Here is a 25,836-nt window from a genome sequence, read left to right on the forward strand (position 1 = left end):
ATCAGTTGCCTGGTTGGTCGTCCGGGATGTTCAGGGCGATGCCCATGCGCTGGCCTTCGGCGAGGATGTGCTGGCGCATCTGCTGGCTGGCCTTGGCGCTGTTGCGCTCGCGGATGGCGCGCACCACCGCCTCGTTCTCGCTCAGGCGCGCGGCCAGGTGCTCGGGCGAGTTGCGCAGCATGTCGGCGCTCTGCTTGAGGGCGTTGCCGGTCTGCTGCACGACGCTCTGGAAGATCGGGTTGGTGGTCAGCGCGAACAGCGCCTCGTGGAAGGCGATGTAGGCATTGATGCCAGCCTCGCTGTCGCCGACGTCGAGGGCTTCGCGCATGTCCATCAGGGTCAGGCGCAACTGGCCGATGTCCTGGCTGCCGGCCGATTGCGCCACCAGGCCGGCAATGAAAGGCTCAAGGGTGTAGCGCAGCTCGAGCACGTCGGCCAGGCTGGCCTCGGCGATGGTGTCCGGCTCTTGCGCCTGGCTGGCGTCGGCATCGAGCACCAGCACGCCCTTGCCCGGCATCGAGCGCACCAGGCCCAGGGTTTCCAGCACGATCACCGCCTCGCGCAGGCTGGGCCGGCTGATGCCCAGCTGTTCGGCCAGCTCGCGCTGGCCGGGCAGCATGTCACCGCTGCGCCACTGGCCACGGGCCAGGGCCTGGCGGAGTTTCTCCACCACTGAATTGACTACGGTCGAAGAGCTGATCACGGTTCGCTCCTTGGTTGACGCTGCATCTTGGCCCTTGGCGGGCCGGCGCGGGGCGCCGGCGGCCTTGGGCTTAGAATTCCTGTTGATGGGGTTGGCCCTGCTTGCGGGTGGCCGGGGCGAAGCCGGGTTTGTTGGCCAGCACATTGTTGGCGCGTTCCAGGTCGATGTCCTTCTCCCAGCGGGCGATGGCCACGGTGGCGACGCAGTTGCCGATCAGGTTGGTCAGCGCCCGGCCGATACCCATGAACCAGTCGACTGCCAGCACCAGCACCAGGCCGACCACCGGGATCGCCGGGACCGCGGTCAGGGTGGCGGCGAGGATCACCAGGGCCGAACCTGGGATGCCGTGGGCGCCCTTGGAAGTCACCAGCGACACCAGAAGAATGGTCAGCAGGTCGGTCATGGCCAGCGGCGTGCCGGTGGCGTTGGCGATGAACACGATGGCCAGGGTCAGGTAGATCGAGAAACCATCGAGGTTGAACGAGTAGCCCGTGGGGATCACCAGGCCGACGGTGGAGCTACCGATACCGAGGTGCTCGAGCTTGCGCATCACCTGGGGCAGCACGGCGTCAGAGGAGGCAGTGCCGAGGACGATGGACAGTTCTTCGCGCAGGTACTTGATGAACGGCAGCAGCTTGAGCCCGGACAGACGCATCACCGTGCCGAGGATGATCAGCACGAAGCCGGCGCAGGTCAGGTAGAACAGTGCCACCAGGCCGCCCAGGTGCTGCAGCGAGCTCAGGCCGTATTTGCTGGTGGTGAAGGCGATGGCGCCGAACACACCGATGGGGGCCAGGCGCACGATCATGCCCATGATGCGGAAGATTACATGGCTGAGCTCGTTGATCAGCCGCGAAATGCCCGAGGCCGACTCACCGACCAGGTTCAGCGCGCTGCCGAACAATACCGAGAACAGCAGCACCTGGAGGATGTTGTTGTCGGCGAAGGCGCCCACCACCGAAGTGGGGATCAGGTCCATGAGGAAGGTGGTGGTGCTGTGGATATGCGCGCCACGGTCGGCCAGGGCGCCGGCATCCGCGCTGGACAGCTGGTCGAGGTGGATGTTGGCGCCGCTGCCGATGCCGGTGGAGAAGGCGAACACCAGGCCGATGACCAAGGCCAGGGTGGTCAGCACCTCGAAGTAGATCACTGACTTCAGGCCGATGCGCCCGACCTTCTTCAGGTCGCCGGCGCCGGAAATGCCGCTGACCACCACGCAGAACACGATCAGGCCGATGAGCATCTTGATCAGCTTGATGAAGCCGTCACCCAGGGGTTTGAGTTGCAGGGACAGGTCGGGGAAGCTCAGGCCGCAGATCACGCCGAGAGCGAGGCCGAGCACAACCTGGAGGAAAATCGAACGCGAACACCATTTGAGCATGGGAGGGGTCTCTGGTCGGTGTCCTTGCCCCCCAAGCCACACGGAGCGAAAGAGTGCAGGACTTAATTATTGTGGTCTTACCGGTTTGTTCACTGCGAGGGCTATAAAACGCCGATTTTTCCGACAATGCAAGGGTTTTTGGCCTTACCGGTCTGACCAGTTGTGGTGCACTGACGGGCAGTCTGCTCTAGCGTGGTGCGCGGGGGATTTCACAGTTTGGCGAGCACCTGATCGACGGCGGCGATCAGCTTGCCGAGGTCCTTGGGGGGGGCGTTGTGGATGACGCCGAAGAGGTAGGCGCGTTGTTCTTCGACGTCATCGGGGTCGGTGAAAAACGCTTTTGGCTTGACCCCCAGCGCCTCGGCAAAGCTCACCAACGACTCGATGCTGGGGGTGTAGGTGCCGGTTTCGAAGCGGCTGATGGTCTTGGGGTCAAAGCCGGTTCGCTCGCCCAGTTGTGCCTGAGTGAAGCCTGCCAGTTTGCGGTAGCGGCGCAGGGCAGGACCTAGACCTGTTCTCGTCATCGCTTAATTCCCATTTAGAATCAAGCACTTAACGATATATGTCGATATAGCGCAACGCCATGATCCATCACCTTTATTTGCAAAATGTGATGGAATTCGTAGAATTCGTTGCTTTGATTGATCAGTCATTCAAGTAGTCGTCCAGGGCGATCCGGTCATCCACCGGCCCGTGTGCAAGCGTTGGCGGACATTGGAACTGATCCAGGATGAACGGTTCCGGCACACCTGGCCTCCTGTCAGGCCGCGTGTCGGGCCGTGTATGAATGGAGTCTCATCGTGCGTCAGAACCTGCCGGTCAATCCGGTCGAGCAAAGCTTTCCCGAGCACCAGCGGCTCATTTCGGCCACCGATACGGCCAGCCTGATCACCTACTGCAACGCCGAGTTCGCGGCCATCAGCGGCTTCAGCCAGGACGAGCTGATCGGCAGCCCGCACAACCTGGTACGCCATCCAGACATGCCCGAGGCGGTGTTCGAGCTGATGTGGCAGTACCTCAAGACCGGCCGCAGCTGGATGGGTATCGTCAAGAACCGCTGCCGTAACGGCAACTTCTATTGGGTCAACGCCTACGTCACACCGATGCTCGAGAATGGCCAGGTGATCGGCTACGAGTCGGTGCGCGTGCGCCCGACCCGTGAGCAGGTGGCCCGTGCCGAAGCTGTGTATGCCCGGTTGCGCGAGAGCAAGGCGGCGCTGTCGCCGGCCCGGCGCCTGGCCTTGCTGGGCCGGGCCATGGCGCTGCCACTGCTGGCGGGAGCCGCGGCCATCGCCGGCAACCAGCTGCTGCCCGACCTGCCTGCCCAAGGCTTGACCCTGGCGCTGTTCGCTGGCGTCGGCCTGTGGGCGCAAAGCCGCATGAGGCGCCACTTGCGGCGTATCGTCCAGGTGGCGGACAGCACCTTCAGCGACCCGGTCGCGGCCTTGACCTACAGTGATCTGCCGGGTGCTGCCGGGCAGCTGGAGCTGATCCTGATCAGCGAGGAGGCGCGCCTGAAGACCGCGCTGACTCGCCTGAGCGACCTCGCCGCGCAGATGGCCGGCGCCGCCCAGGATGCCGGGCGGCTATCGCGCAGCACCGAATCGGCGTTACTCGAGCAGCGCGCCGAGACCGACCTGACCGCCACCGCCATGACTCAGATGGCCGCCTCGATCGGCGAAGTCGCGGGCCACGTGCAACTCACCGCCGAGCAGGCGCAGACCGCGCACCTGCTGGCCGGGCAGGGCAGCCAGGTGGCCGACGCCACGGGGGCGGCGATCCAGAGCCTGGCTGGCACGGTCGGGCAGATCAACCAGGCGGTCAACGACCTCGCCGGTCAGACCGGTGCCATCGCCGAGGCGGCCGGGATGATCCGTGCTATCGCCGAGCAGACCAACCTGCTGGCGCTCAACGCCGCCATCGAAGCCGCCCGTGCCGGCGAGCAGGGCCGCGGCTTTGCGGTGGTCGCCGATGAAGTACGTGCCCTGGCCGACAAGACCCGCCAATCCACGCTGCATATCCAGTCGATCATCGACAGTTTGCGCGGTGGCGCCGAGCAGGCGGTGAGCATCGCCAGCGAGGGTATCGAGGGTGCGCAACAGGGTGTGACCCAGGTCGCCCTGACCCAGGAAGCTTTGCAAGGCATCCGCCACGCCGTGCAGCGCATCAGCGATATGAGCCAGCAGATGGCCGCAGCCTCGCACGAGCAATCCAGTGTCGCCGAGGATGTCTCGCGGCAGATCAACGGGGTGGCTGGCACGGTCCAGCAGAGCGCGCGCCGCGCCAATGCCGCTGCCGTGCGTGGCGCGGAGCTCGAGCAGGTGTGCGCTGGGTTGCGTGCCTTGGTGGAGCGCTTCAACCGCTAGGTTGCGATGCTTATGGACGACAATTACCGCGCGGCCGTCGATGCGGCCGCGATCTTTTCCGAAACCGACCTGCGTGGTTGCATCACCTACGTCAACCAGCAGTTCTGCAGCATCTCCGGCTACAGCCGCGAGGAACTGCTGGGGGCCAACCACCGCATCCTCAATTCCGGGCTGCACGAGCCGACCTTCTTCCTCGAGATGTGGCGCGCCCTGGCCGCTGGCCGGGTATGGAAGGGCGAGATCTGCAACCGGGCCAAGGACGGCTCGCTGTACTGGGTAGACAGCACCATGGTGCCGCTGATCGACCCGCACACCGGCAAGGTGCGCAAGTATGTGTCGATCCGCTTCGACGTCACCGAGAAGCGCCAGTTGCTGCACACCCTGCAGTGGCGTGTGGGGCACGACGTGCTGACCGGCCTGCCCAACCGAGCCTATCTGTCCGACCTGCTCAACCAGGCCCTGGCGTTCTCCCGACGCGAAAGCATTCCCCTGGCTGTCTGCATGCTCGACCTCGATGGCTTCAAGGCGGTCAACGATGGCTACGGCCATGCCACTGGCGATCTGCTGCTGGTGGAGGTCGCCCAGCGCCTGCAGGACATCCTGCGTGGCGGTGATGCGGTGGCGCGGCTGTCGGGGGACGAGTTCGTGTTGATCCTGCGGCATATCGAAGGCCCGCAGCAGCTCGACGCCGCGTTACGGCGCATCCTCCAGGCGCTGGCCGCGCCTTACACGGTACGCGAGCACCCGTTGAGCCTGAGCGCGAGCATCGGCGTCACCCTGTTCCCGCAGGACGACGAGGATGCCGACACCCTGGTGCGCCACGCCGACCAGGCGATGTACGTGGCCAAGCAGCGCGGGCGCAACCGCTACCACCTGTTCGACGTGTCCCAGGAGCTCGAGCTCAAGGCCACCCACCAGACGGTGGCACGGGTGCGCCAGGCCCTGCGCCAGGGCGAGCTGTGCCTGTACTACCAGCCGAAGGTGAACATGCGCAGCGGTCAGGTGATCGGTTTCGAGGCGTTGCTGCGCTGGATGCACCCCTCCAAGGGGCCGGTGCCGCCGGGGGAGTTCCTGCCCTTCGTGGAGCAGACCGACCTGATCGTCGAGCTGGGCGAATGGGTCATCGACCAGGCCTTGACCCAACTGCAGCAGTGGCAGCTGTCCGGGCGCGATTGGTCACTGAGCGTCAACATCGCCGCCCGCCAGTTGCAGCGCGGCGACTTCGCCCAACGCCTGGAGCGGTTGCTGGCGCGAAATCCCGGGGTGTCGCCAGGGCGCCTGGACCTGGAGATCGTCGAGTCGGTGGCAATCGACAACCTGCCGCGAGTCGGCCGCTGCCTGGATGCCTGCCGAGCACTGGGCGTGCGTTTCTCCCTGGATGACTTCGGCACTGGCTACTCCTCGCTGAGCTATCTCAAGCGCTTACCGGCGCAGACCATCAAGATCGACAAGTCCTTCGTGCGCGACATCCTGCATGACCATGACGACCTGGCCCTGGCCGGTGCGGTGATCGGGCTCGCGCGGGCGTTCGGGCGTGAGGTGGTGGCCGAGGGAGTGGAAAGCATCGAGCACGGCAAGGCGCTCATGGCGTTGGGCTGCGAGCTGGCCCAGGGGTATGGCATTGCCAGGCCGATGCCGGCTGCCGAGGTCGTCGGCTGGGTCGCGGGCTATCAACAGCCGGTGGACTGGCAGTGCTGAATGCGTATAGCGCTCAAGCTGGGCGCAGCCCCAGCGTTTCTCGTGTCAGGCTGCCCATGAGTGAGGTCTCTGCCTGTTGTCGCGTGCTCAATAAGACAGAGGATATGCCCAGATAGAGCGTGCCTTCATCGACATAGCGTCCAGATACCAGATCGACACGTAGCAACCAGCCGTCGCGTTGCCACTGGATCGCCGGGTAGTCACGTACCAGTACATCGATGAAGGCCTGTGGCACCGTTGGCCCGGTGTAGACGGTATCGACCGGCCCGGCTTCGCTCAGGGTGTCGAAGTACTCGGAAGCGCCTGCCCATTCGTTCACCAGAGCGGTGAAGCGCGCCGGATGCAAGCGCCTCATCCACCCCTGCCAGAACGCTTGGTCGGTAGCCCACTCGGCCAGTCGAGCGAGGTTGCTGTACTGCTCGACATCGGCTGCCAGCCGCTGCAGCGTGGGCCCGGACAATCGTGCCAGATAGTCGAAGCGGATCACCTGGGGTTGCGATGGCAGGTTCAGGCGCGTTTGCAACTGCATGCGGGCGTGCAGCGCCATCTCTACCTCATCGAGCGGGTAATTGGGGTCCGTCAGTTGTTCGTCGGGGAGGTCGTCGTCCGGGTCAAGCGCCGGGGCGGCCTGGTCCGGCGCCTGGGCCAGCACGCGGCGCCTGGTGGCCCGGGCATTGAACAATGCGCCAATACGTTCGTCCAGGCGTTGTTGGCGCAGCAGTGCGGTAGCGGTGTCGATCGCGACCTGGGTATCGCTGGCATTGGCCGGCGCCCGTGCTACGGTACGCCAGACGTTGACCTGAGTCTCGACCTGCTGGAACAGCAGTTCGGCCTGGTCGACACATTCCTGACCTGCGTCCCTGAGCAAGTCATTGATCTGCTGCTGCAATTCGGCGCGTCCCCAGCCCGGAACATCGTGAGTGGCGGGCTCCAGGTCGGCGAGGGTGATCAGTATGTCCTGCATGCGGCGGCTCATGGTCGTGGGGCTGCGCTGGAAGTCGGGGGTCTGAGGGAGTCGTTCGAAAAGTGCATACAAAGGACGCCATTGCGGGGCCTGCGCGGTGTTGGTCACATGCAGTTGCAGATCCTCGGGCCAGTCGCTGCGCCACAGTTGTGCTTCCGATGACCCTGTCACGGGGGTGAGCCCGGCATCCACCAGGCGCAGCAGTGCCCGCTCGGAAAACGGATTGCCGTTCAAGTTGTATGAAATGTCCTCGCCGGCCCGCAGGGCTTGGGCGAATGCGCTATCACGCAGATGTGGAGCATCCTCCAGCAGGTTGCTGCTCAGGTCCAGTTCGCGAAGCTGCAGGGGGCGCTGGTTCAACAGTTGCTCGATGCCGATGGGCCATTGCGACAGGGCGCTATCCTCCAGGTCCAGGCGTTGCAGGCGCTGCCACCCCGTCAGGTCAGGTGCCATGTCCAGTGGGTTGTCACTGAGGTACATTGTTTGCAGCCGGTTCAGTCCGTTGAGCGCGGCACGGCTTTGTTCGGTGAGCGTGATGTCGTTCAGTGACAGGCTCAGGTGGGTCAGTGCAGGCCATTGCTGCAGGGCCTGGAAGTGCTCGGCCTCCCAGGCCAGGTAGTTTTCGTCCGCTACCAGCAGCCATAGGTGTTGCAGCGACGACAGGCGCTGCAAGCTCTCAGCACTGATGTTCTCGACCGCGCCAGTCAGTAGCAGGCGCTCCAGCCTGGGTAGTCGAGTGAGCACTCCAAGGCTCGCTTCGCTGTCGATGTCCAGACGATTGCCGCTCAGGTCCAGCGAGCGCAGTTGAGTCAGCTCGCCCAAGGCCTCGGGAAGTTCATTAAGGCGACATTGAGTCAGGTCGAGGTAGCGCAGGTTCGGGAAAGCACGCAGGAACGGATCGATATTGGCGTTGTACAAATCCTGGAGATTGCTCAGCGCCAGGTGGCGGACATGGGGCAGGCGTGTTTCCATGCGGGGCAGTTCAGCCAGATGTTCCGCATCCAGTTGCAGGACAACGTGATTCAGGGTGGATTCGCTATCGGGCGTGCCCTGTCGCCGCCAGGCGCGGCGAATGCTGAGAGCAGCAGAGCTGCGGGCGTTGCGGCGCACGTGAAAAGTATCGGCAGGGTCCGGGTCGGTCAGGTCGATCCACCGTTGCAAGCCAATATCGAGGGTATTGAAGTCGGCGCGTTGGGCTTCGAGCAGGCGTTCAAAAGCGCCTGGGCGGCTGCCTGCCTCTTCCCGCAGGCGCAGGCGCAACTGCTCCCGATTGTTCAATGGATCTTCAGGGTACAGCTGGTCGAACAGTTCGTCTTCTGTCAGCCAGCCTTGCCCCCGACCGCTCAAGGCATAACCGAGCCGGCCATCTGCGAGTCGCCCTGGCAGCCTGAAGAGTTTGCGCAGCGGCGGCATGCGCAGGGCTGCTGCAACCTGGTCGCGCTGGGTGTGGGCGCGCAGGAACAGTGCATCGCGCAGGCCCTGCGCTGTTTGCTCTGGCAGTTCCAGCGCCCGGCGCTGCGGCTCAGGCAGGGCTTCGAACAAGGCGTGGAACAGATCGACCCGGTCGGCCGGCATGGCGCCGGTTTGCCAATAACGGTAGCCGAGGGCGTCGCGGGTCAGTGTGATCGCGGGTAAGTGTGGTGCTCCGACGGCAAGCAACAGTTTGCCTTCGGGCGTGTCCTGGCGAAGCTCGATACGCAGTGAGGTATCTCTGCCAGACATGTGCGAAAGCACGGCAAAGGCGACCTCATCACGGTCCGCATGGCCCGCCTGCCCCTGGTAGAAGCCTTGCAGGACGCGGTTGATCCTTGCTTCGCGCTGATAGAGTCGGGCCGACTCCGCGATGGCCAATGGTACGCGTCTGTGCTCGCGCAGCATGTGCAGATCTTCGCGCGTAGCTTCGTCCAGCACTTGCGCCCGTACTCGAGGGCTGAGCGAAGGAAAGTCGCGTGCCAAGGTTTCATCGCCCGCCCCAGGTACAGGGAGCGGGACAGGATCTGCCCCGAGCGCCTGCAGGCTGTCGAGCAGCAGGGCGGGAGCTGGTTCGCGCTCCACGATCACCTTGCGCAGGGCATTCGCATCATAGCTGCTGGCCTGCAAGGCACGTAGCGCCAGGGTATCGTCCAACCCTCGGGTGGGGGGGCCAAGCCGGCGCAGAAGCTGCCATGTATCCCAGCTTGCCGGGCGTTCGTGGCCCAGCAGCCAGGCGCCTTGGCCGTTGCTGCCACGCAGTACAGGTTTATGGCGCACGCCGCGGGCAGGCTGGAGCTGCCATCGATCAGCGGTGCCTTGCTCGAGCTCGAATGCCCGGTTCTCCAGGATCAGCCAGTGTTTGTCATTCCAGCGTGGCAGGCCGGTGGCATGCAGGGGAGTGTCGACGGGCCAGGGCGCTTCCCTGGAGAAGGGCATCAAATTGCCGCTCCACAGGCGGGTGCCCGATTCACCGTGCGCGGGTAGCCAGTCATGCAGCACGCCTGGCGGCTCGGCAAGACCGCGGGCAGCGAAGCCGAGCACGGCGAACTGTGCGAGGTTGCCGATGACGTCGAACAGGTGATGGATCGCCGCGTCGGCATCCCCTTCATTGGCCGCATGAATACCATCGAGGAATGTACCCACCAGCTGTGCTCCCCCCCACCATGAGCATCGGCAGTTGCAAGACCTCCAGCGGCAGGCTCGCCAGGTTGAGCACGGTCATGCCGATACTCAACCAGTGTTCAAGTTGCTGTGCCAATTGCTCGGCATCGCGCTGGGCGGTCGGCACCGCCTGTGTCCGAGCGTCCGCGAGAAGGCGTTGCACCGCCAGGCGTGCCCGTGCCTCGAAACAATCGCCGTCCCAAGGCACGAACGCCATTGGCAGGCGCGCATTGTGATCGAGGGTTTCCTGCCAGATGGCGCCGAAAGGTGGAAACCATTGGCTGAGCCAGCTGACCCTGTCGCCTTTGGTCAGTTCCGGCATGGGGGTTCGCAGCCCCAGGTAGGGGTAGCGCGGGAACAGGGTTTCGCGCAGCCGTCTGAAGAAGTGCGGTTTATCAAAGTCTGCGATGTAGCGAGCGAAGTGCCGGCGGAAGCGATCATTGCGCAAGCGGCGGGTCAAGGCCTGGGCGGCATGCTGGAACGTTGGATAACCCGTCAAGGGAGTGTCATCGCCAGGCAGATAAAGAAAGCAGCTTTCCTCCCGCCCTCGAGGTGTGCGCCGCATGAGCAGCGGCCCGTGGATGACGGTATCGAAAATGCGCAGCGAGCAGCACTGCAGGGCGCATCGTTGCCCTGAAGCGGAAGTTGTGAAGTCGCGTTTCCCGACAAGCGCCTCGCCGAGCGCCAGCTGGCTCGGATCCAGCAGCCCCCGCAGATCGGCGATCACCAGGTCAGCGGCCAGGGCGTTGCGGTCCTGCAGGGCCAGCATGGTGCGAAAGCGGGCGTTATCGACGCTGGTGCGTAGCAATCGTTGATATTGTCCGCCGATGTCGAGCGCGCGCACGCCGTCGACAAAACGTTGGTTGTCCAGCGACAGGTTGTCGCCATGGCGTGCGGTTGCCAGGCGCACCCGGCTGCCTTTGGCGAAGTTCAGCAATGCCGCTTCCAGCCAGCTCATGTCGCGCCGGGAGTCGATGTTCCAGAGCCAGCCTTGCGAAGAGGTCGGTAATGACTGGTTCGGGTACCATTCGCGCAGGCTGGGTTCAAGCTTCTGCTCGGCAAAGGACTGGGGCGTGGCGATCATGTCGAGATGCTCGCGCACCTGACGGCTGGTGCTGTGGCTGGCGCGAATGCGTGATTCGAGCGTTGCCCGGCGGCCCTGTCCGGCCTGGCGTAACCAGGTCGGCAGGCGGGCGTCGATGAACGCGCTGAGGGGTGGAAGGGGCGAAGTCATCCGGTCGGCTCTCTGCAGGGAAAGCCAGAAGTCTGGGCAGTTGCCCGGTGATGGTGTGGTAGGTGGGTACTACCGGCTGTTCATGGCTGCGGCGCCGTGCTCTTCACCGCCGCCAGCTCTGGATGCGCCACCAGCTTGTCGATATGCAGCTCGTCGTCGTTCATCCAGGTCTCGGTCAGCACCCGGTAGTGCTCCATGTCGCGGCAGCGCATGCGCAGGCTGTAGTCGAAGTGCCCGCTGATCAGCTGGCACTCGTAGACCTGCGGGCAGGCGCGCACGGTGGCTTCGAAGGCCCGCTGCGCCGAGCGCCCGCTCTGGTTGGACAAGGCCACCAGCACCAGCAATGACAACCCGGGGGAAACCTGCTGCAGGTCGATGATGGCCCCGTAACCGCGGATCACCCCGCGCCGCTCCAGCTTGCGCACCCGCTCCAGGCAGGGCCTGGGGGTCAGGTGCACGAGGGTGGAGAGCTTTTCGTAGGTGATCCTTCCGTGGTGGCGCAGCACGTCGATGATCGCTTCGTCGATGCGATCCAGCGGTGCCGAGGTGGAGCTGATGGCCTTGCTATCCATATACGGCTTGACTTCACTTGAGGCGGTTGGAGAGGAACTGCCGCAGGCGCTCGCTCTGTGGCCGGTCGAGGATCTCGGCGCTGCCGCTTTCCTCGACCAGGCCCTGGTGCAGGAACAGCACCTGGCTCGATACCTGGCGGGCAAACCCCATTTCATGAGTGACCATGAGCATGGTACGTCCTTCCTCGGCGAGCGTCTGTATCACCTTGAGCACTTCGCCGACCAATTCCGGGTCGAGTGCCGAGGTGGGCTCGTCGAACAGGATGATTTCCGGCTCCATGGCCAGCGCCCGGGCGATGGCCACGCGCTGTTGCTGGCCGCCGGAGAGAAACGCCGGATACTGCTCGGCGGCGCGGGCCGGCAGGCCGACCTTGTCCAGGTACTTGCGCGCCCGTGCCTCGGCTTCGCTGGCGCTGATCCCCAGCACCTTGCGCGGCGCCAGGCAGATGTTTTCAAGCACCGTCAGGTGGCTCCACAGGTTGAAGTGCTGGAACACCATGGCCAGGCGTGTGCGCAGGTTCTGCAGTTGGGCCGGTGGCGGGGTGCGGGTGCCGGGGTGGATCTCCAGGGTCTGGCCGTCGAGGGTGATGCTGCCGGCGTTGGGCTGCTCGAGAAAGTTGATGCAGCGCAGGAAGGTGCTCTTGCCCGAGCCGCTGGCGCCGATCAGGCTGATCACATCGCCCTTGCGTGCCTGCAGCGAGACGCCCTTGAGCACCTGGTGCTCGCCGTAGTGCTTGTGCAGGCCCTCGACGCTGAGCTTGATCGCGCCGGCATGGGCGTGTGCCTTCGGGGCCTGGGCGAAGGTGGAAAGTGGCAGTGCGGTAGCAGTCATGTTTTCAGCCTCGTACAGGGTCAAGGAAGCGCATCCAGCGCCGTTCGGCCACGCGGAACAGGCCGACCAGGGCGAAGGACAGCAGCATGTACAGCAAGGCGGCCACGCCGAAGGCCTGGAAGGTCAGGAAGGTTGCGGCGTTGGCGTCGCGGGCCACCTTGAGGATGTCGGCGACGGTGGCGGTGAAGGCCAGCGAGGTGGCATGCAACATCAGGATCAGTTCGTTGCTGTAGGCCGGCAGCGAGCGGCGCAGGGCGGCGGGCAGCACCAGGAACAGGTTGAGCTTCCAGCCGCGCAGGCCATAGGCCTGGGCCGCCTCCAGCTCGCCGGCGGGCAGATTGCGGATGGCCCCGGCGAAGATTTCCACGGTGTAGGCGCAGGTGTTGAGCACGAACGCCAGCAAGGTGCAGTTGAGCGCGTTGCGGAAAAACTGGTCGAGCAGGGCGTGGTCGCGCACCACCTGCAGGCTGTAGAGCCCGGTGTAGCAGATCAGCAGCTGGATATAGAGCGGCGTGCCGCGGAACACGAAGGTGTACAGCTGCACCGGCAGGCGCAGCCAGGCATGATGCGAGGTGCGCGCCAAGGCCAGTGGCAGCGACAAGGCGAAGCCCAGCACCATGCTGGCCAGGAACAGCCAGAGAGTCATGGCCAGGCCCGAGAGGCCGGTGCCATCGTTGTAGAGATAGGCCAGGCCGTATTCCTGAAGGAGTTCGATCATCGCGCCAGCTCCTTGATGCCGGTGTTGTAGCGCCGCTCGAGGTGCTTGAGCAGGCGGTTGGACAAGGTGGTGATGACCAGGTAGACCAAGCCCGCCAGGCACAGGAAGAACAGCATGTCATTGGTGGTCTTGCCGGCGTTCTGCGCGGCCTTGACCAGGTCGGCCAGGCCGATGATCGACACCAGTGCGGTGGACTTGAGCAACACCAGCCAGTTGTTGCCCAGCCCCGGCAGGGCAAAGCGCATCAGCTGCGGAAACAGCACCAGCCGAAACCGCTGCGTCCTGCTCAGGCCATAGGCGGTGGCGGCCTCCAGCTGTCCGGCGGGTACGCTGAGGATGGCGCCGCGGAAGTTCTCGGTGAAGTAGGCGCCGTAGATGAAGCCCAAGGTGACTACCCCGGCGCTGAACGGGTCGATTTCGACATAGTCCCAGCCCAGCATCTCGGTCAGGTCGTTGAGCCAGATTTGCATGCTGTAGAAGATCAGCAGGATCAGCACGAGGTCGGGAACGCTGCGGATCAGTGTGGTGTAGAGGGTGGCCGGGAGGCGCAGCAGCCTTGATCGCGACAGCTTGGCGCTGGCGCCGATCAGGCCCAGTGCGAGGCTGAGCGCCAGTGACAGCAGGGCCAGCTTGAGGGTCATCCAGGTGCCCTGGGCCAGCAGCGGGCCGAAGCCTTGCAGGCCGTGGGAGAGGAAGTCGTTCATGGCAGGGATCTCGCGGGGAGGCCGTCGCGGGGCAAGCCTGCTTCCAAGCAGAGGTGAGCCCGTGGGAGCGGGCTTGCCCCGCGATCGGCGCTGTAGGTCACTCGTTGTAGATGTCCACGTCGCCGACGTATTTCTTCTGGATCTCGGCGTAGGTGCCGTCGGCATGGATCATGGCGATGCCCTTGTCGAGCAGGGCCTTGAGTTCGGGATCGCTCTTGCGCAGGCCCATGGCGATGTCCAGCGGCAAGGTCGGGTCCTTTATCGCCGGGCCGCTCTTGAAGTCGGCGCCTTCGGGCTTGGAGAGGAAGTTGAGCTGGGCTTCGAGCTTGTCGGTGACGGTGGCGTCGAGGCGGCCATTGATCAGGTCGGCGTAGTTCTGGTCCTGGCTCTGGTAGGCCTTGACCTGCGCGCCCTGAGGCGCCAGCACGGTGCGGGCGTAGGCTTCCTGCAGCGAACCCTGGAGCACGCCGACCTGCTTGCCCTTGAGCGATTCGGTGGAGTCGCCGAAGTCGGCTGACTTGCGCACGATCACCGAGGTGGGGCTGAGGAACAGGCGGCTGGTGAAGTCGATCTGCTTCAGGCGTGCCGGAGTGACGGCCATGGAGGACATGATGGCGTCGAACTTGCGGGCGCGCAGGGCCGGGATCATGCCGTCGAACTCGTTGTGCACCCAGGTGCACTTGACCTGCAGCTTGGCGCAGATGGCGTTGCCCAGGTCGATGTCGAAGCCTTGCAGGCTGCCATCGGCGGCAACGGATTCGAAAGGTGGGTATTCGGGGAAGACGCCGAAGCGGATCTCGGTCCACTCCTTGGCCTGGGCAACGCTGGTGGCACACAACGAGAACAGCAGCACGCCGAGGCGTTTTCGCATGGAGAACATGGTCTTGGGTCCCTGGGTGTTGTTATTGGTAGTAGGGCGGTTGATGCGCGTAGGTCCGTCAGTGACTCATGGGTCGCGCTCAGGATGCGCGAGATAGACAGGTTTTTTGTGTCGTTTGCCAGCGCGTGGGAGGCCGGATTCGGCTGTTAGTGGGCTACTTGCAGCCGAAACGGCTGTTTCGACAAAGATTTATGGATGTGCGACAGCCGTTTCGGTCAATGGGGCCGCCAAGCGGCCCCGCGTGTTCGGTCAGGCAGCACTGGCCTTGCGCTCACGCCCTTTTGGCTGCAGCAAGGCAAACAGGTCCTTCGGGTTCTCGAGTTCAGGCACCAGCGCAATGTCATGCCCGATGTCCAGGGTGCGGGCCACGTCGAGCACATAGCGCAGCGCCGAGTAGTCCTCCAGGGCGAAGCCGACCGAGTCGAACAACGTGACCTGCCCGGCGTTCTCGCGGCCTGCGGCGCTGCCCTCGACCACCTGCCAGAACTCGGTGGTCGGCGAGTCGGCCGGCATCTGCTGGATCTCGCCCTCGATCCGGCTCTGCGGTTCGTACTCCACGATCACTCGGGCACGCTCGACGATGTCGCGGTGCAATTCGGTCTTGCCCGGGCAGTCGCCGCCCACGGCATTGAGGTGCATGCCCGGCTCGATCAGCTCCGGGGTGAGAATGGTGGCGTAGGCCTTGTCGGCGGTGACCGTGGTGACGATATCGGCGCCGCGTACCGCCTCGGCCACGCTGCCGGCGATGGTCAGCTTCAGTTGCGGGTAGCCGGCCAGGTTGGCTGCCAGTTTCTCCGAAGCCTTGCGGTCAATGTCGAACAGGCGGATTTCCTCGATGCCCAGCAGGGTGTGGAAGGCGATGGCCTGGAACTCGCTTTGCGAGCCGTTGCCGATCAGCGCCATGCGCTTGCTGTCCGAGCGCGCCAGGTAGCGGGCGGCCAGGGCCGAGGTGGCGGCGGTACGGATGGCGGTGGTCAGGGTCATCTCGCTGAGCAGCACCGGCGCGCCGGTATCGACATCGCCCAGGGCGCCGAAGGCCATCACGGTGAGCAGGCCGTTGTGGGTGTTCTTCGGGTGGCCGTTGACGTACTTGAAGGCGTACAGGCTGGCGTCGGACACAGGCATCAGTTCGATCACCCCGTCCGGCGAGTGGTTGGCCAGGCGCGCGCATTTCTCGAAGTCGTGCCAGCGCAGGTAGTCCTGGCGGATGTACTCGGCCATCTCGGCCAGGCAGGTGGGCAGGCCCTTGCGGTTGACCAGGCGGGCGAGGGCATTTACGTCGATGTAGCGGGTCATGATGGTTCTCCTTGACGGGTCAGTGGCGCGAGGGCAGGTGGATTTCGGCGAGCATGCAGCGGGCGCTGCCGCCGCCTATGCGTTCGATATGGTCGATGTTCACCACCAGCGGATGGCTGTGGCGTTCGACCTGGCGGCGCTGCTGCGCATCGAGTGAGCGCCAGGCGCTGCGCGACATCACCAGCAGCGAGCGGCCGTCGCGGTCGTGGACCTCGAGCATGTTGCCGGCGAAGTTCTCCAGCTGATCGAAGTTCAGCGCCAGCACCTGCTTGTCGGTGTCGCGCAGCGAGTGCTCCAGTGCGCGGCGTTCGTCTGGGTGGGGCAGGGCATCGAGGCAGGCCACGGCGAGCTGGCGGCCGACATTCATCATCACGTTGCTGTGGTAGATCGGCGCCTGCTGGCGGTCCACCGCGTGGAACAGGCACAGGCGGTAGTCCAGGTGCTCGGCGAACTGGCGCAGGGCGCGTTCGTGGGTGCGCCCGGAGTGACAGGCGTAGCTGATGCGGTGCTCGCGGTCCAGGACCATGCTGCCGGTGCCTTCGAGGAACAGATTCTGCTGTTCCAGCGGGCTCAGGTCGACGGTGCGCTGGATGGCGAAGCGCTCGCTCAGCACGCCCAGTACGCCCTTGCTGCGTTCCAGGCGGCGGTTCTTGCCCTCCATCGGGTAGAGCACCAGACTGCCGTCGGCATGGCTGCTCCAGCAGTTGTTGGGGAAGATCGAGTCAGGGGTATGGGGCTCTGGGGTGTCTTGCACTACCAGTACGTCGACGCCGTGCTGGCGCAGGCTGTCGACGTAGCCGTCGAACTCTTCCAGGGCCTTTGCGCTGGCGGTCTCAGGGTCCAGCGGCGCTTGCTGGAAGCGGTTGTTGGCGGCGGTGTCGGGGTTGAAGGCGAACCGCGCCGGGCGAATCATGAGGACGGTATTTGTTGTTTGCATTGGGCACGCATCCACAGGTGGGCTGTGTGACCATTGTGTGATGGTTTGCGGTGAGATCCCGGCTGAAGCGGGCGGGGCGGGCAGCGTGTCCAGCTGAAATGGCTTGTTTGCCAGCGGAATCGGCTGGCGTCACGGAAAAAGGTCGCCGCTCCCACAAGGATGAACTGTACAACTGAAAACGGCGCCTCGAAGGGCGCCGTTTTCTTTATTGCCGGAACACCGTATTACTTGTGCAGCTCTTCAGCCGCATACAGGGTGTTCTCCAGCAGGCATGCCCGGGTCATCGGACCCACGCCGCCCGGCACCGGGGTGATCCAGCCGGCGCGGGGCAGGGCGGTCTCGTAGACCACGTCGCCGACCAGCTTGCCGTCTTCCTGGCGGTTGATGCCGACGTCGATGACGATGGCGCCTTCCTTGACCCACTCACCCTTGACCAGCCCCGGCTTGCCGGCAGCAACCACCACCAGGTCGGCCCGGCCGACATGGCCGGGCAGGTCCTTGGTGAAACGGTGGCAGACGGTGACGGTGCAGCCGGCCAGCAGCAGCTCCATGGCCATCGGTCGGCCGACGATGTTGGATGCGCCGACGATCACCGCGTTCATGCCGTACAGATCCTGGCCGGTGCTATGCAGCAGGGTCATGATGCCTTTCGGAGTGCACGGACGCAGCAGCGGGATGCGCTGGGCCAGGCGGCCGATGTTGTAGGGGTGGAAACCGTCCACGTCCTTGTCCGGGCGGATGCGCTCGAGCAGCAGCGAGGCGTCCAGATGCTCCGGCAGCGGCAGTTGCAGGAGAATGCCGTCGACTGCCGGGTCGTCGTTGAGCCGGTCGATCAGATCGGCCAGGGCTTGCTGCGTGGTATCGCTGGGCAGGTCGAACGCCTGGGAAATGAAGCCGACCTCTTCACAGTCCTTGCGCTTGTGCGAGACATAGACTTGGGAGGCCGGGTCGCTGCCGACCAGGATCACCGCCAGGCCTGGCGTGCGCAGGCCCTGCTGGCGGCGCTCGGCGACACGTTGGGCGATCTGCTGGCGCAGGTTGGCGGCGATCGCCTTGCCATCGATAAGGTGTGCAGTCATAGACGCGTGATTAACCATCGAGAAGGGAACATATATAAGAAGGGCACATTCTCGCACGACATGGCCCAAGGGCAAAGGCGGGTGGTCGGGCAAATCCCCTAACCCCTTCAATAATTTAAATTTTTTTGCGAAAGGTGTTGACGCCCCTCAGGGTCGCCTATAAGATTCGCCGCACTTGTCGGGCACTGCCTGGCACGGGTTGGCAAAGTCGAGCAGGGCAAGTGGTTCGCTTGTTCGGTTTGGCTGGAAGCTTAAGCGCCCGTAGCTCAGCTGGATAGAGCATCCGCCTTCTAAGCGGATGGTCGCAGGTTCGAGTCCTGCCGGGTGCGCCATTTAGGCTCGGGCAAGTAAGCAGTAACGCGTTATGGTGGGCGTAGCTCAGTTGGTAGAGCGCCGGATTGTGATTCCGGTTGTCGTGGGTTCGATTCCCATCGTCCACCCCAGATTTTTCAGGGGCGCCTCGATTGAATGATCCGGCGCCCTTGTTCTAAGCGTTTCATGCGGACGTGGTGAAATTGGTAGACACACTGGATTTAGGTTCCAGCGGCGCAAGCTGTAAGAGTTCGAGTCTCTTCGTCCGCACCATGTTTCTGTAAGGCTGTACCGCAACACTGCATTATGGTGGGCGTAGCTCAGTTGGTAGAGCGCCGGATTGTGATTCCGGTTGTCGTGGGTTCGATTCCCATCGTCCACCCCATATTTTCAGAAGGCGCCCGGATCGAATGATCGGGCGCCTTTTTTGTTTCTGCCATCCGGTGCCTGTGGCTACTGGTGGTCAGGCGATAAAAGCTGTTAGATTTCAGCCGGTTGAATGCCTGGCTGAACAGACTGGCAGAGGAGTAGCGCAAATGATTGCAAAAGAGGCGCGCCAGGCCCTGGCGCTGCAGCGTTTTGCCGAGGCAAATCCGCAGTTGCTCGAAGAAATCCGTGAGCTGGATGCCCGTGAGCAGGCCCAGCAGATCGAATGGGCGTTCGAGGATGCAGCCCAGGAGCAGGGCGTCCAGCCTTGGGAGTACGCGTTGCAGTTGATCGCCGAGTCGCCGGAGCAGTTGCAGGCCATGCGCCTGGAAGTGCACCGCGAGGTGGCCGAGGCGTTGGGCCTGGCTTGGGAAGAATACTGCCAGTTCAACGAGATCGAGCCGCAATAAAACTGGCGATCGCCCAGGCTGTTGTTTGTTTGACAAGGTTTTACAACTGCGCGGCATTCGAGGTGGCGCGCGGTCGTTATATGAATAGGCTCGACGCCCCGTCGTGCGTGCCTTCCAGGGAAATCGACCGGCGTGTTTCGCCGACAATCCGGGTGGGGTGACTTCTGGTGCGCGAGTCACTAGAATGTTTGCCCTTGATTCTGGAGTCGGGTTATCGCCGGCTAACGTCTGTGCAACGAGGAATATCCATGCAAGTTTCTGTTGAAAACACTTCCGCTCTCGAGCGCCGCATGACCATCGCCGTTCCGGCCGAGCGCGTCGAGAACGAAGTCAACAAGCGTCTGCAGCAGACTGCCAAGCGCGCCAAGATCGCGGGCTTCCGCCCGGGCAAGGTGCCAATGAGCGTGATCCGCCAGCGTTTCGAGGCCGATGCCCGTCAGGAAGCCTTCGGTGACCTGGTCCAGGCTTCCTTCTACGAAGCCATCGTCGAGCAGAAGCTGAACCCGGCCGGCGCTCCTGCCGTCGAGCCAAAATCGTTCGAAAAAGGCAAGGACCTCGAGTTCGTCGCCATCTTCGAAGTCTTCCCTGAGTTCACCGTTGCCGGTTTCGACTCGATCGCTGTCGAGCGCCTGAGCGCCGAAGTGGCTGACGCCGACCTGGACAACATGCTGGAAGTCCTGCGCAAGCAGAACACCCGCTTCGAGGCTGTCGAGCGCGCCGCGCAGAACGACGACCAGGTCAACATCGACTTCGTCGGCAAGATCGACGGTGAAGCCTTCGCCGGTGGTTCGGCCAAGGGCACCCAGCTGGTACTGGGCTCCGGCCGCATGATCCCGGGCTTCGAAGAAGGTCTGGTTGGCGCCAAGGCTGGCGAAGAGCGCGTGGTCAACGTGACCTTCCCAGAGGACTACCAGAACCTGGACCTGGCAGGCAAGGCCGCCGAGTTCACCATTACCGTCAACAGCGTTTCGGCTCCTGTGCTGCCAGAACTGAACGAAGCCTTCTTCGCCCAGTTCGGTATCAAGGAATCGACCCTGGAAGGCTTCCGCGCCGAAGTTCGCAAGAACATGGAGCGTGAACTGCGCCAGGCCATCAAGACCAAGGTCAAGAACCAGGTCATGGACGGTCTGCTGGCCGCCAACCCGGTCGAAGTGCCAAAGGCCCTGCTGGAAAACGAAGTCAACCGTCTGCGCGTGCAGGCCGTTCAGCAGTTCGGTGGCAACATCAAGCCTGAGCAGCTGCCAGCCGAGATGTTCGAAGAGCAGGCCAAGCGCCGCGTGGTCCTGGGCCTGATCGTTGCCGAAGTGGTCAAGCAGTTCGACCTGAAGCCGGACGAAGCCAAGGTTCGCGAAGTCATCGAAGAGATGGCCTCGGCCTACCAGGAGCCTGAGCAGGTCATCGCCTGGTACTACAAGAACGACCAGCAACTGAACGAAGTGCGTTCGGTTGTACTGGAAGAACAAGTTGTAGATACTGTCCTGCAGAAAGCGACTGTGACCGACAAATCGGTCTCGTACGAAGAAGCGGTGAAACCAGCCCAGGCAGCTGCCGACGCTGAGTAACAGGCTACTCTCGTAGGAAACCCCCACAAGCCAGCCTTCGCGCTGGCTTGTGCGTATTCAAGCCATGACTATTTGGGAGTGAGTGCAGGACATGTCCCGCAATTCTTATATTCAGCAGAGCTCTGACATCCAGGCCGCGGGCGGCCTGGTCCCGATGGTTATCGAGCAGTCCGCCCGTGGCGAACGCGCCTACGACATCTATTCGCGCCTCCTGAAGGAGCGCGTGATCTTCCTGGTCGGCCCTGTAGAGGACTACATGGCCAACCTGGTAGTGGCGCAACTGCTGTTCCTTGAGGCGGAAAACCCGGACAAGGATATCCATCTTTACATCAACTCCCCAGGCGGCTCCGTGACAGCTGGCATGTCGATCTACGACACCATGCAGTTCATCAAGCCGGACGTCTCGACCATCTGTATCGGCCAGGCCTGTAGCATGGGCGCCTTCCTGCTCGCGGCTGGTGCCGCCGGCAAGCGCCACTGCCTGCCCAACTCGCGGGTGATGATTCACCAGCCGCTGGGCGGCTTCCAGGGCCAGGCGACCGATATCGAGATCCACGCCCAGGAAATCCTCAACATCAAGGCGCGCCTGAACGAGCTGCTGGCCCATCACACCGGCCAGCCGCTGGAAACCATCAAGCGCGACACCGAGCGTGACAACTTCATGAGCGCTGCGCGCGCGGCCGAGTACGGCCTGATCGACTCGGTCTACGACAAGCGGCAACTGGCATCCTGAAGCAATGCGCCAGAGCGGGTGGGTGCAGATTGCGCCTACCCGCGGACTTGAAAAAGCCAGCGATTGCCTTCATCTTGTGTTTCAAGCCTACCGGATTGGATCGATCGAATGACTGACACCCGTAACGGCGAGGACAACGGCAAATTGCTCTATTGCTCCTTCTGCGGCAAAAGCCAGCACGAAGTGCGCAAGTTGATTGCCGGCCCCTCGGTATTTATCTGCGACGAGTGCGTCGACCTGTGCAACGACATCATCCGTGAGGAGGTGCAGGAAGCCCAGGCCGAGAGCAACGCGCACAAGCTACCCTCGCCGAAAGAAATCAGCGGTATCCTGGACCAGTACGTCATTGGTCAGGAGCGCGCGAAAAAGGTGCTGGCGGTAGCGGTGTACAACCACTACAAGCGCCTGAACCAGCGTGACAAGAAGGGCGACGAAGTCGAACTGGGCAAGAGCAACATCCTGCTGATCGGGCCGACCGGCTCGGGCAAGACGCTGCTGGCCGAGACACTCGCGCGCCTGCTGAACGTACCGTTCACCATTGCCGACGCCACCACCCTGACCGAAGCCGGTTATGTCGGTGAGGACGTCGAGAACATCATTCAGAAACTGCTGCAGAAGTGCGACTACGACGTGGAAAAGGCCCAGATGGGCATTGTCTACATCGACGAGATCGACAAGATCTCGCGCAAGTCGGACAACCCGTCCATCACCCGTGACGTCTCGGGCGAGGGCGTGCAGCAGGCGCTGTTGAAGCTGATCGAGGGCACCGTTGCCTCGGTGCCGCCGCAAGGCGGTCGCAAGCATCCGCAACAGGAGTTCCTGCAGGTTGATACCCGCAACATCCTGTTCATCTGCGGTGGCGCGTTCTCTGGCCTGGAAAAGGTCATCCAGAACCGCTCCACCAAGGGCGGCATCGGCTTCAGTGCCGAAGTGCGCAGCAAGGAAGAGGGCAAGAAGGTCGGCGAGTCGCTGCGTGAGGTCGAGCCGGACGATCTGGTCAAGTTCGGCCTGATTCCGGAGTTCGTCGGCCGTCTGCCGGTTCTGGCGACGCTGGACGAGCTGGATGAGGCTGCTCTGATGCAGATCCTCACCGAGCCGAAGAACGCGCTGACCAAGCAATACGCCAAGCTGTTCGAGATGGAAAGCGTCGACCTCGAGTTCCGCAGCGATGCGCTCAAGGCCGTTGCCCGCAAGGCGCTGGAGCGCAAGACCGGCGCCCGTGGCCTGCGTTCGATCCTCGAGGGCGTGCTGCTCGACACCATGTACGAGATTCCTTCGCAGAAGGATGTCAGCAAGGTGGTGATCGACGAAAGCGTCATCGAAGGCTCTTCGCAGCCGCTGCTGATCTACGAGAACAGCGAGCCGCAAGCCAAGGCCGCTCCCGACGCCTGATTGGGAACGGGGTAGCAGCAGGAAGGGGCCTTTTTGGCCCCTTTTTGCATTTCATGGCCTGGGCGCTTGTAATTTCCCAGGGCTGCCCCCACATTAGCCCCAAGCACCATTTCCAACGGTTTCCGGCCACATGGCCGCTGTAGAGGCGAAATCATGAAGACCACCCTCGACTTGCCTCTTTTGCCATTGCGCGACGTTGTCGTCTATCCGCACATGGTCATCCCACTGTTCGTGGGGCGTGAGAAGTCCATCGAGGCCCTCGAGGCCGCGATGACGGGCGAGAAGCAGATCCTCCTGCTGGCCCAGAAAAATCCTGCCGACGACGATCCGGGTGAAGACGCCCTGTATCGCGTGGGCACTGTCGCCACCGTGCTGCAACTGCTCAAGCTGCCCGATGGCACCGTCAAGGTGCTGGTCGAGGGTGAGCAGCGTGGTGCTGTCGAGCGCTTCACTGAAGTCGATGGCCATATTCGTGCCGAAGTCAGCCTGATCGACGAAGTCGAGACCGCCGAGCGCGAGTCCGAGGTCTTCGTGCGCACCCTGCTGTCGCAGTTCGAGCAATACGTGCAACTGGGCAAGAAAGTCCCGGCAGAAGTGTTGTCCTCGCTCAACAGCATCGAAGAGCCTGGGCGCCTGGTCGATACCATGGCCGCGCACATGGCGTTGAAGATCGAGCAGAAGCAGGAGATCCTCGAGATCGTCGAGCTGCAGGCGCGTGTCGAGCACGTGCTGGCGCTGCTCGATGCCGAGATCGACCTGCTGCAGGTCGAGAAACGCATTCGCGGTCGCGTGAAGAAGCAGATGGAGCGCAGCCAGCGCGAGTACTACCTGAATGAGCAGATGAAGGCCATTCAGAAGGAGCTTGGCGATGGCGACGAAGGCCACAACGAAGTCGAGGAGCTGAAGAAGCGCATCGACGCCGCAGGCTTGCCCAAGGACGCCCTGGCCAAGGCCCAGGCCGAGCTGAACAAGCTCAAGCAGATGTCGCCGATGTCGGCCGAAGCCACCGTGGTGCGTTCGTACCTCGACTGGCTGGTACAGGTGCCGTGGAAAGCCCAGAGCAAGGTGCGCCTGGACCTGACCAAGGCCGAGGAGATCCTCGACGCGGACCACTACGGTCTGGAAGAGGTCAAGGAACGCATCCTCGAGTACCTCGCCGTGCAGAAGCGGGTGAAGAAGATCCGTGGCCCGGTGTTGTGCCTGGTCGGGCCACCTGGCGTGGGCAAGACCTCGCTGGCCGAGTCGATCGCCGCCGCCACCAATCGCAAGTTCGTGCGCATGGCGTTGGGCGGCGTGCGTGACGAGGCCGAGATCCGTGGCCACCGTCGTACCTACATCGGCTCGATGCCCGGTCGTCTGATTCAGAAAATGACCAAGGTCGGTGTACGCAACCCGCTGTTCCTGCTCGACGAGATCGACAAGATGGGCAGCGACATGCGCGGTGACCCGGCCTCGGCGTTGCTGGAGGTGCTCGACCCCGAGCAGAACCACAACTTCAACGATCACTACCTGGAGGTCGACTACGACCTCTCGGACGTGATGTTCCTGTGCACCTCGAACTCGATGAACATCCCGCCGGCGCTGCTTGACCGCATGGAAGTCATCCGCCTGCCGGGCTACACCGAGGACGAAAAGATCAACATCGCGGTCAAGTACCTGGTGCCCAAGCAGGTCAAGGCCAATGGTTTGAAGAAGGATGAACTGGAGGTCGACGTCTCGGCCATCCGCGACATCATTCGCTACTACACCCGCGAAGCTGGCGTGCGTGGCCTGGAGCGCCAGATCGCCAAGGTCTGCCGCAAAGTGGTCAAGGAGCACACCGGCGTCAAGCAGGTGAAGGTCAAGGTAACCGGCGAGCAGCTCGAGCAGTTGCTGGGCGTGCGCAAGTTCCGCTACGGCCTGGCCGAGCAGCAGGATCAGATCGGCCAGGTCACAGGCCTTGCATGGACCCAGGTGGGTGGCGAACTGCTGACCATCGAGGCCGTGGTCATTCCCGGCAAGGGGCAATTGATCAAGACCGGTTCGCTCGGCGACGTCATGGTCGAGTCGATCACCGCCGCGCAGACGGTGGTGCGCAGCCGCGCTCAAAGCCTGGGGATCGCTGCAGACTTTCACGAGAAGCGCGACGTTCACATCCACATGCCCGAAGGTGCCACGCCCAAGGATGGCCCTAGCGCCGGTATCGGCATGTGCACCGCGCTGGTGTCGGCCCTGACCCAGATCCCGGTTCGCGCCGATGTGGCGATGACCGGTGAGATCACCTTGCGTGGCCAGGTCCTGGCCATTGGCGGGCTCAAGGAAAAACTCCTGGCGGCACACCGTGGCGGGATCAAGACGGTGATCATTCCGGAAGAGAATGTTCGCGACTTGAAGGAAATTCCGGAAAACATCAAACAGGATCTTCAGATCAAACCGGTCAAATGGATTGACGAAGTCCTCCAAATTGCGCTGCAATACGCCCCGGAGCCCTTGCCAGATGTGGCTCCGGAGATTGTCGCGAAAGATGAGAAGCGCGACGGCGATGCTAAGGAAAGAATCAGCACGCACTAGTACGTATTTCGCTGGGGGGCTTTGGTTGACAGCATTTTCGGCCCCTTGCTATAAAGCGGCACGCCAGTGTCAACAGGCCACCCAGCGCTCGTTTCATAAGCTTTTCATTACATACTTAGAAACAAACTCAATAGAGAAATAAGGGGACTTAGAGTGAACAAGTCGGAACTGATTGACGCTATCGCCGCATCCGCTGACATCCCGAAAGCTGTAGCCGGCCGTGCGCTGGACGCAGTGATCGAATCCGTTCAAGGCGCCCTGAAAGCCGGTGACGATGTTGTCCTGGTTGGCTTCGGCACCTTCTCGGTCAAGGAGCGCGCTGAGCGCACCGGCCGTAACCCGCAAACCGGCAAGGCGATCAAGATCGCTGCCGCCAAGGTTCCTGGCTTCAAGGCTGGCAAGGGCCTGAAAGACGCCGTCAACTAAGTCGTCTTTCAGCCGGCCCGGGCGTCG

At 63.2% G+C, this 25,836-nt stretch carries 21 protein-coding genes, 4 tRNA genes and 1 pseudogene; 13 read left to right on the forward strand and 13 right to left on the reverse strand.

Annotation, left to right across the window (positions count from 1 at the left end):
* Position 1 precedes the first annotated feature (1 nt).
* The 3 genes from DFS21_RS20760 to DFS21_RS20770 form a co-directional block, all read right to left on the reverse strand.
* Positions 2–703, reverse strand: a complete 702-nt coding sequence (locus DFS21_RS20760) for a FadR/GntR family transcriptional regulator (protein WP_102683223.1) — start codon at positions 701–703, stop codon at positions 2–4.
* 70 nt (positions 704–773) lie between these two features.
* On the reverse strand, positions 774–2,084 hold the full coding sequence (locus DFS21_RS20765; RefSeq protein ID WP_023631150.1) for a C4-dicarboxylate transporter DctA: 1,311 nt from the start codon (positions 2,082–2,084) through the stop codon (positions 774–776).
* Between the two features lie 209 nt (positions 2,085–2,293).
* On the reverse strand, positions 2,294–2,608 hold the full coding sequence (locus DFS21_RS20770) for a helix-turn-helix domain-containing protein (RefSeq protein WP_102683225.1): 315 nt from the start codon (positions 2,606–2,608) through the stop codon (positions 2,294–2,296).
* Between the two features lie 276 nt (positions 2,609–2,884).
* Between DFS21_RS20770 and DFS21_RS27395 the strand changes: the two are divergent.
* The 3 genes and pseudogenes from DFS21_RS27395 to DFS21_RS20780 form a co-directional block, all read left to right on the forward strand.
* Positions 2,885–3,166, forward strand: a pseudogene (locus DFS21_RS27395) (PAS domain-containing protein); the annotation flags it as partial.
* Positions 3,167–3,340: 174 nt separating this feature from the next.
* Entirely contained in the window at positions 3,341–4,450 is a 1,110-nt protein-coding gene (locus tag DFS21_RS20775) for a methyl-accepting chemotaxis protein (protein WP_371926904.1), read from the forward strand.
* A 12-nt stretch (positions 4,451–4,462) separates the two neighbouring features.
* A complete protein-coding gene (locus DFS21_RS20780; protein WP_110700977.1) occupies positions 4,463–6,148 on the forward strand; it encodes a bifunctional diguanylate cyclase/phosphodiesterase in 1,686 nt (561 codons plus the stop codon).
* Between the two features lie 13 nt (positions 6,149–6,161).
* On the opposite strand, the gene DFS21_RS20785 is transcribed toward DFS21_RS20780, so the two are convergent.
* The 10 genes from DFS21_RS20785 to folD form a co-directional block, all read right to left on the reverse strand.
* Entirely contained in the window at positions 6,162–9,728 is a 3,567-nt protein-coding gene (locus DFS21_RS20785; protein WP_111533018.1) for an NEL-type E3 ubiquitin ligase domain-containing protein, read from the reverse strand.
* Complete coding sequence (locus DFS21_RS20790) at positions 9,691–10,980, reverse strand: dermonecrotic toxin domain-containing protein (RefSeq protein WP_111533019.1); 1,290 nt, start codon at positions 10,978–10,980, stop codon at positions 9,691–9,693. The genes DFS21_RS20785 and DFS21_RS20790 overlap by 38 nt, the downstream gene beginning before the upstream one ends.
* A gap of 80 nt (positions 10,981–11,060) precedes the next feature.
* The gene (locus DFS21_RS20795) at positions 11,061–11,552 is read right to left on the reverse strand and encodes an Lrp/AsnC family transcriptional regulator (RefSeq protein ID WP_110700973.1); all 492 of its coding nucleotides are present in this window, start codon (positions 11,550–11,552) and stop codon (positions 11,061–11,063) included.
* 13 nt (positions 11,553–11,565) lie between these two features.
* Positions 11,566–12,384 (reverse strand): ABC transporter ATP-binding protein, encoded by an 819-nt coding sequence (locus DFS21_RS20800; protein ID WP_250888364.1) that lies wholly within the window; start codon positions 12,382–12,384, stop codon positions 11,566–11,568.
* Positions 12,385–12,388: 4 nt separating this feature from the next.
* Positions 12,389–13,102, reverse strand: a complete 714-nt coding sequence (locus tag DFS21_RS20805) for an ABC transporter permease (protein WP_111533020.1) — start codon at positions 13,100–13,102, stop codon at positions 12,389–12,391.
* Positions 13,099–13,806: an ABC transporter permease gene (locus DFS21_RS20810; protein WP_111533021.1), complete on the reverse strand. Its 708-nt coding sequence runs from the start codon at positions 13,804–13,806 to the stop codon at positions 13,099–13,101. The genes DFS21_RS20805 and DFS21_RS20810 overlap by 4 nt, the downstream gene beginning before the upstream one ends.
* A 97-nt stretch (positions 13,807–13,903) precedes the next feature.
* Complete coding sequence (locus tag DFS21_RS20815) at positions 13,904–14,686, reverse strand: ABC transporter substrate-binding protein (RefSeq protein ID WP_110700966.1); 783 nt, start codon at positions 14,684–14,686, stop codon at positions 13,904–13,906.
* Positions 14,687–14,935: 249 nt separating this feature from the next.
* Positions 14,936–15,982 carry an ornithine cyclodeaminase gene (locus tag DFS21_RS20820; RefSeq protein WP_110700965.1) on the reverse strand — a complete coding sequence of 349 codons (1,047 nt, stop codon included), beginning with the start codon at positions 15,980–15,982 and terminating at the stop codon, positions 14,936–14,938.
* Positions 15,983–16,001: 19 nt separating this feature from the next.
* Positions 16,002–16,919, reverse strand: coding sequence for a citrulline utilization hydrolase CtlX (gene ctlX, locus DFS21_RS20825; RefSeq protein WP_102683234.1), 918 nt, complete (start codon positions 16,917–16,919; stop codon positions 16,002–16,004).
* Positions 16,920–17,143: 224 nt separating this feature from the next.
* Positions 17,144–17,998, reverse strand: coding sequence for a bifunctional methylenetetrahydrofolate dehydrogenase/methenyltetrahydrofolate cyclohydrolase FolD (gene folD / locus DFS21_RS20830; RefSeq protein ID WP_023629744.1), 855 nt, complete (start codon positions 17,996–17,998; stop codon positions 17,144–17,146).
* A gap of 255 nt (positions 17,999–18,253) precedes the next feature.
* Here folD and DFS21_RS20835 point away from each other — a divergent pair.
* The 10 genes from DFS21_RS20835 (at position 18,254) to DFS21_RS20880 (ending at position 25,809) form a co-directional block, all read left to right on the forward strand.
* Positions 18,254–18,330, forward strand: a tRNA-Arg gene (locus DFS21_RS20835).
* Between the two features lie 35 nt (positions 18,331–18,365).
* Positions 18,366–18,441 (forward strand) — tRNA-His (locus DFS21_RS20840).
* Between the two features lie 57 nt (positions 18,442–18,498).
* Positions 18,499–18,583: transfer RNA gene (locus DFS21_RS20845), tRNA-Leu, on the forward strand.
* Between the two features lie 36 nt (positions 18,584–18,619).
* Positions 18,620–18,695 (forward strand) — tRNA-His (locus DFS21_RS20850).
* A gap of 151 nt (positions 18,696–18,846) precedes the next feature.
* Positions 18,847–19,146 carry a DUF6388 family protein gene (locus DFS21_RS20855; RefSeq protein ID WP_046854887.1) on the forward strand — a complete coding sequence of 100 codons (300 nt, stop codon included), beginning with the start codon at positions 18,847–18,849 and terminating at the stop codon, positions 19,144–19,146.
* A 248-nt stretch (positions 19,147–19,394) separates the two neighbouring features.
* The gene (tig, locus tag DFS21_RS20860; RefSeq protein ID WP_110700961.1) at positions 19,395–20,708 is read left to right on the forward strand and encodes a trigger factor; all 1,314 of its coding nucleotides are present in this window, start codon (positions 19,395–19,397) and stop codon (positions 20,706–20,708) included.
* Positions 20,709–20,799: 91 nt separating this feature from the next.
* Positions 20,800–21,441, forward strand: a complete 642-nt coding sequence (clpP, locus tag DFS21_RS20865; protein WP_023629742.1) for an ATP-dependent Clp endopeptidase proteolytic subunit ClpP — start codon at positions 20,800–20,802, stop codon at positions 21,439–21,441.
* Positions 21,442–21,549: 108 nt separating this feature from the next.
* Positions 21,550–22,833, forward strand: coding sequence for an ATP-dependent Clp protease ATP-binding subunit ClpX (gene clpX, locus DFS21_RS20870; RefSeq protein WP_031314790.1), 1,284 nt, complete (start codon positions 21,550–21,552; stop codon positions 22,831–22,833).
* Positions 22,834–22,986: 153 nt separating this feature from the next.
* Positions 22,987–25,383 carry an endopeptidase La gene (lon, locus tag DFS21_RS20875; protein WP_110700959.1) on the forward strand — a complete coding sequence of 799 codons (2,397 nt, stop codon included), beginning with the start codon at positions 22,987–22,989 and terminating at the stop codon, positions 25,381–25,383.
* A gap of 153 nt (positions 25,384–25,536) precedes the next feature.
* A complete protein-coding gene (locus DFS21_RS20880; protein ID WP_023629739.1) occupies positions 25,537–25,809 on the forward strand; it encodes an HU family DNA-binding protein in 273 nt (90 codons plus the stop codon).
* Positions 25,810–25,836: the final 27 nt, after the last annotated feature.

The sequence above is a fragment of the Pseudomonas sp. 2848 genome (assembly GCF_003253945.1).
In the GTDB taxonomy this organism is placed as follows: domain Bacteria; phylum Pseudomonadota; class Gammaproteobacteria; order Pseudomonadales; family Pseudomonadaceae; genus Aquipseudomonas.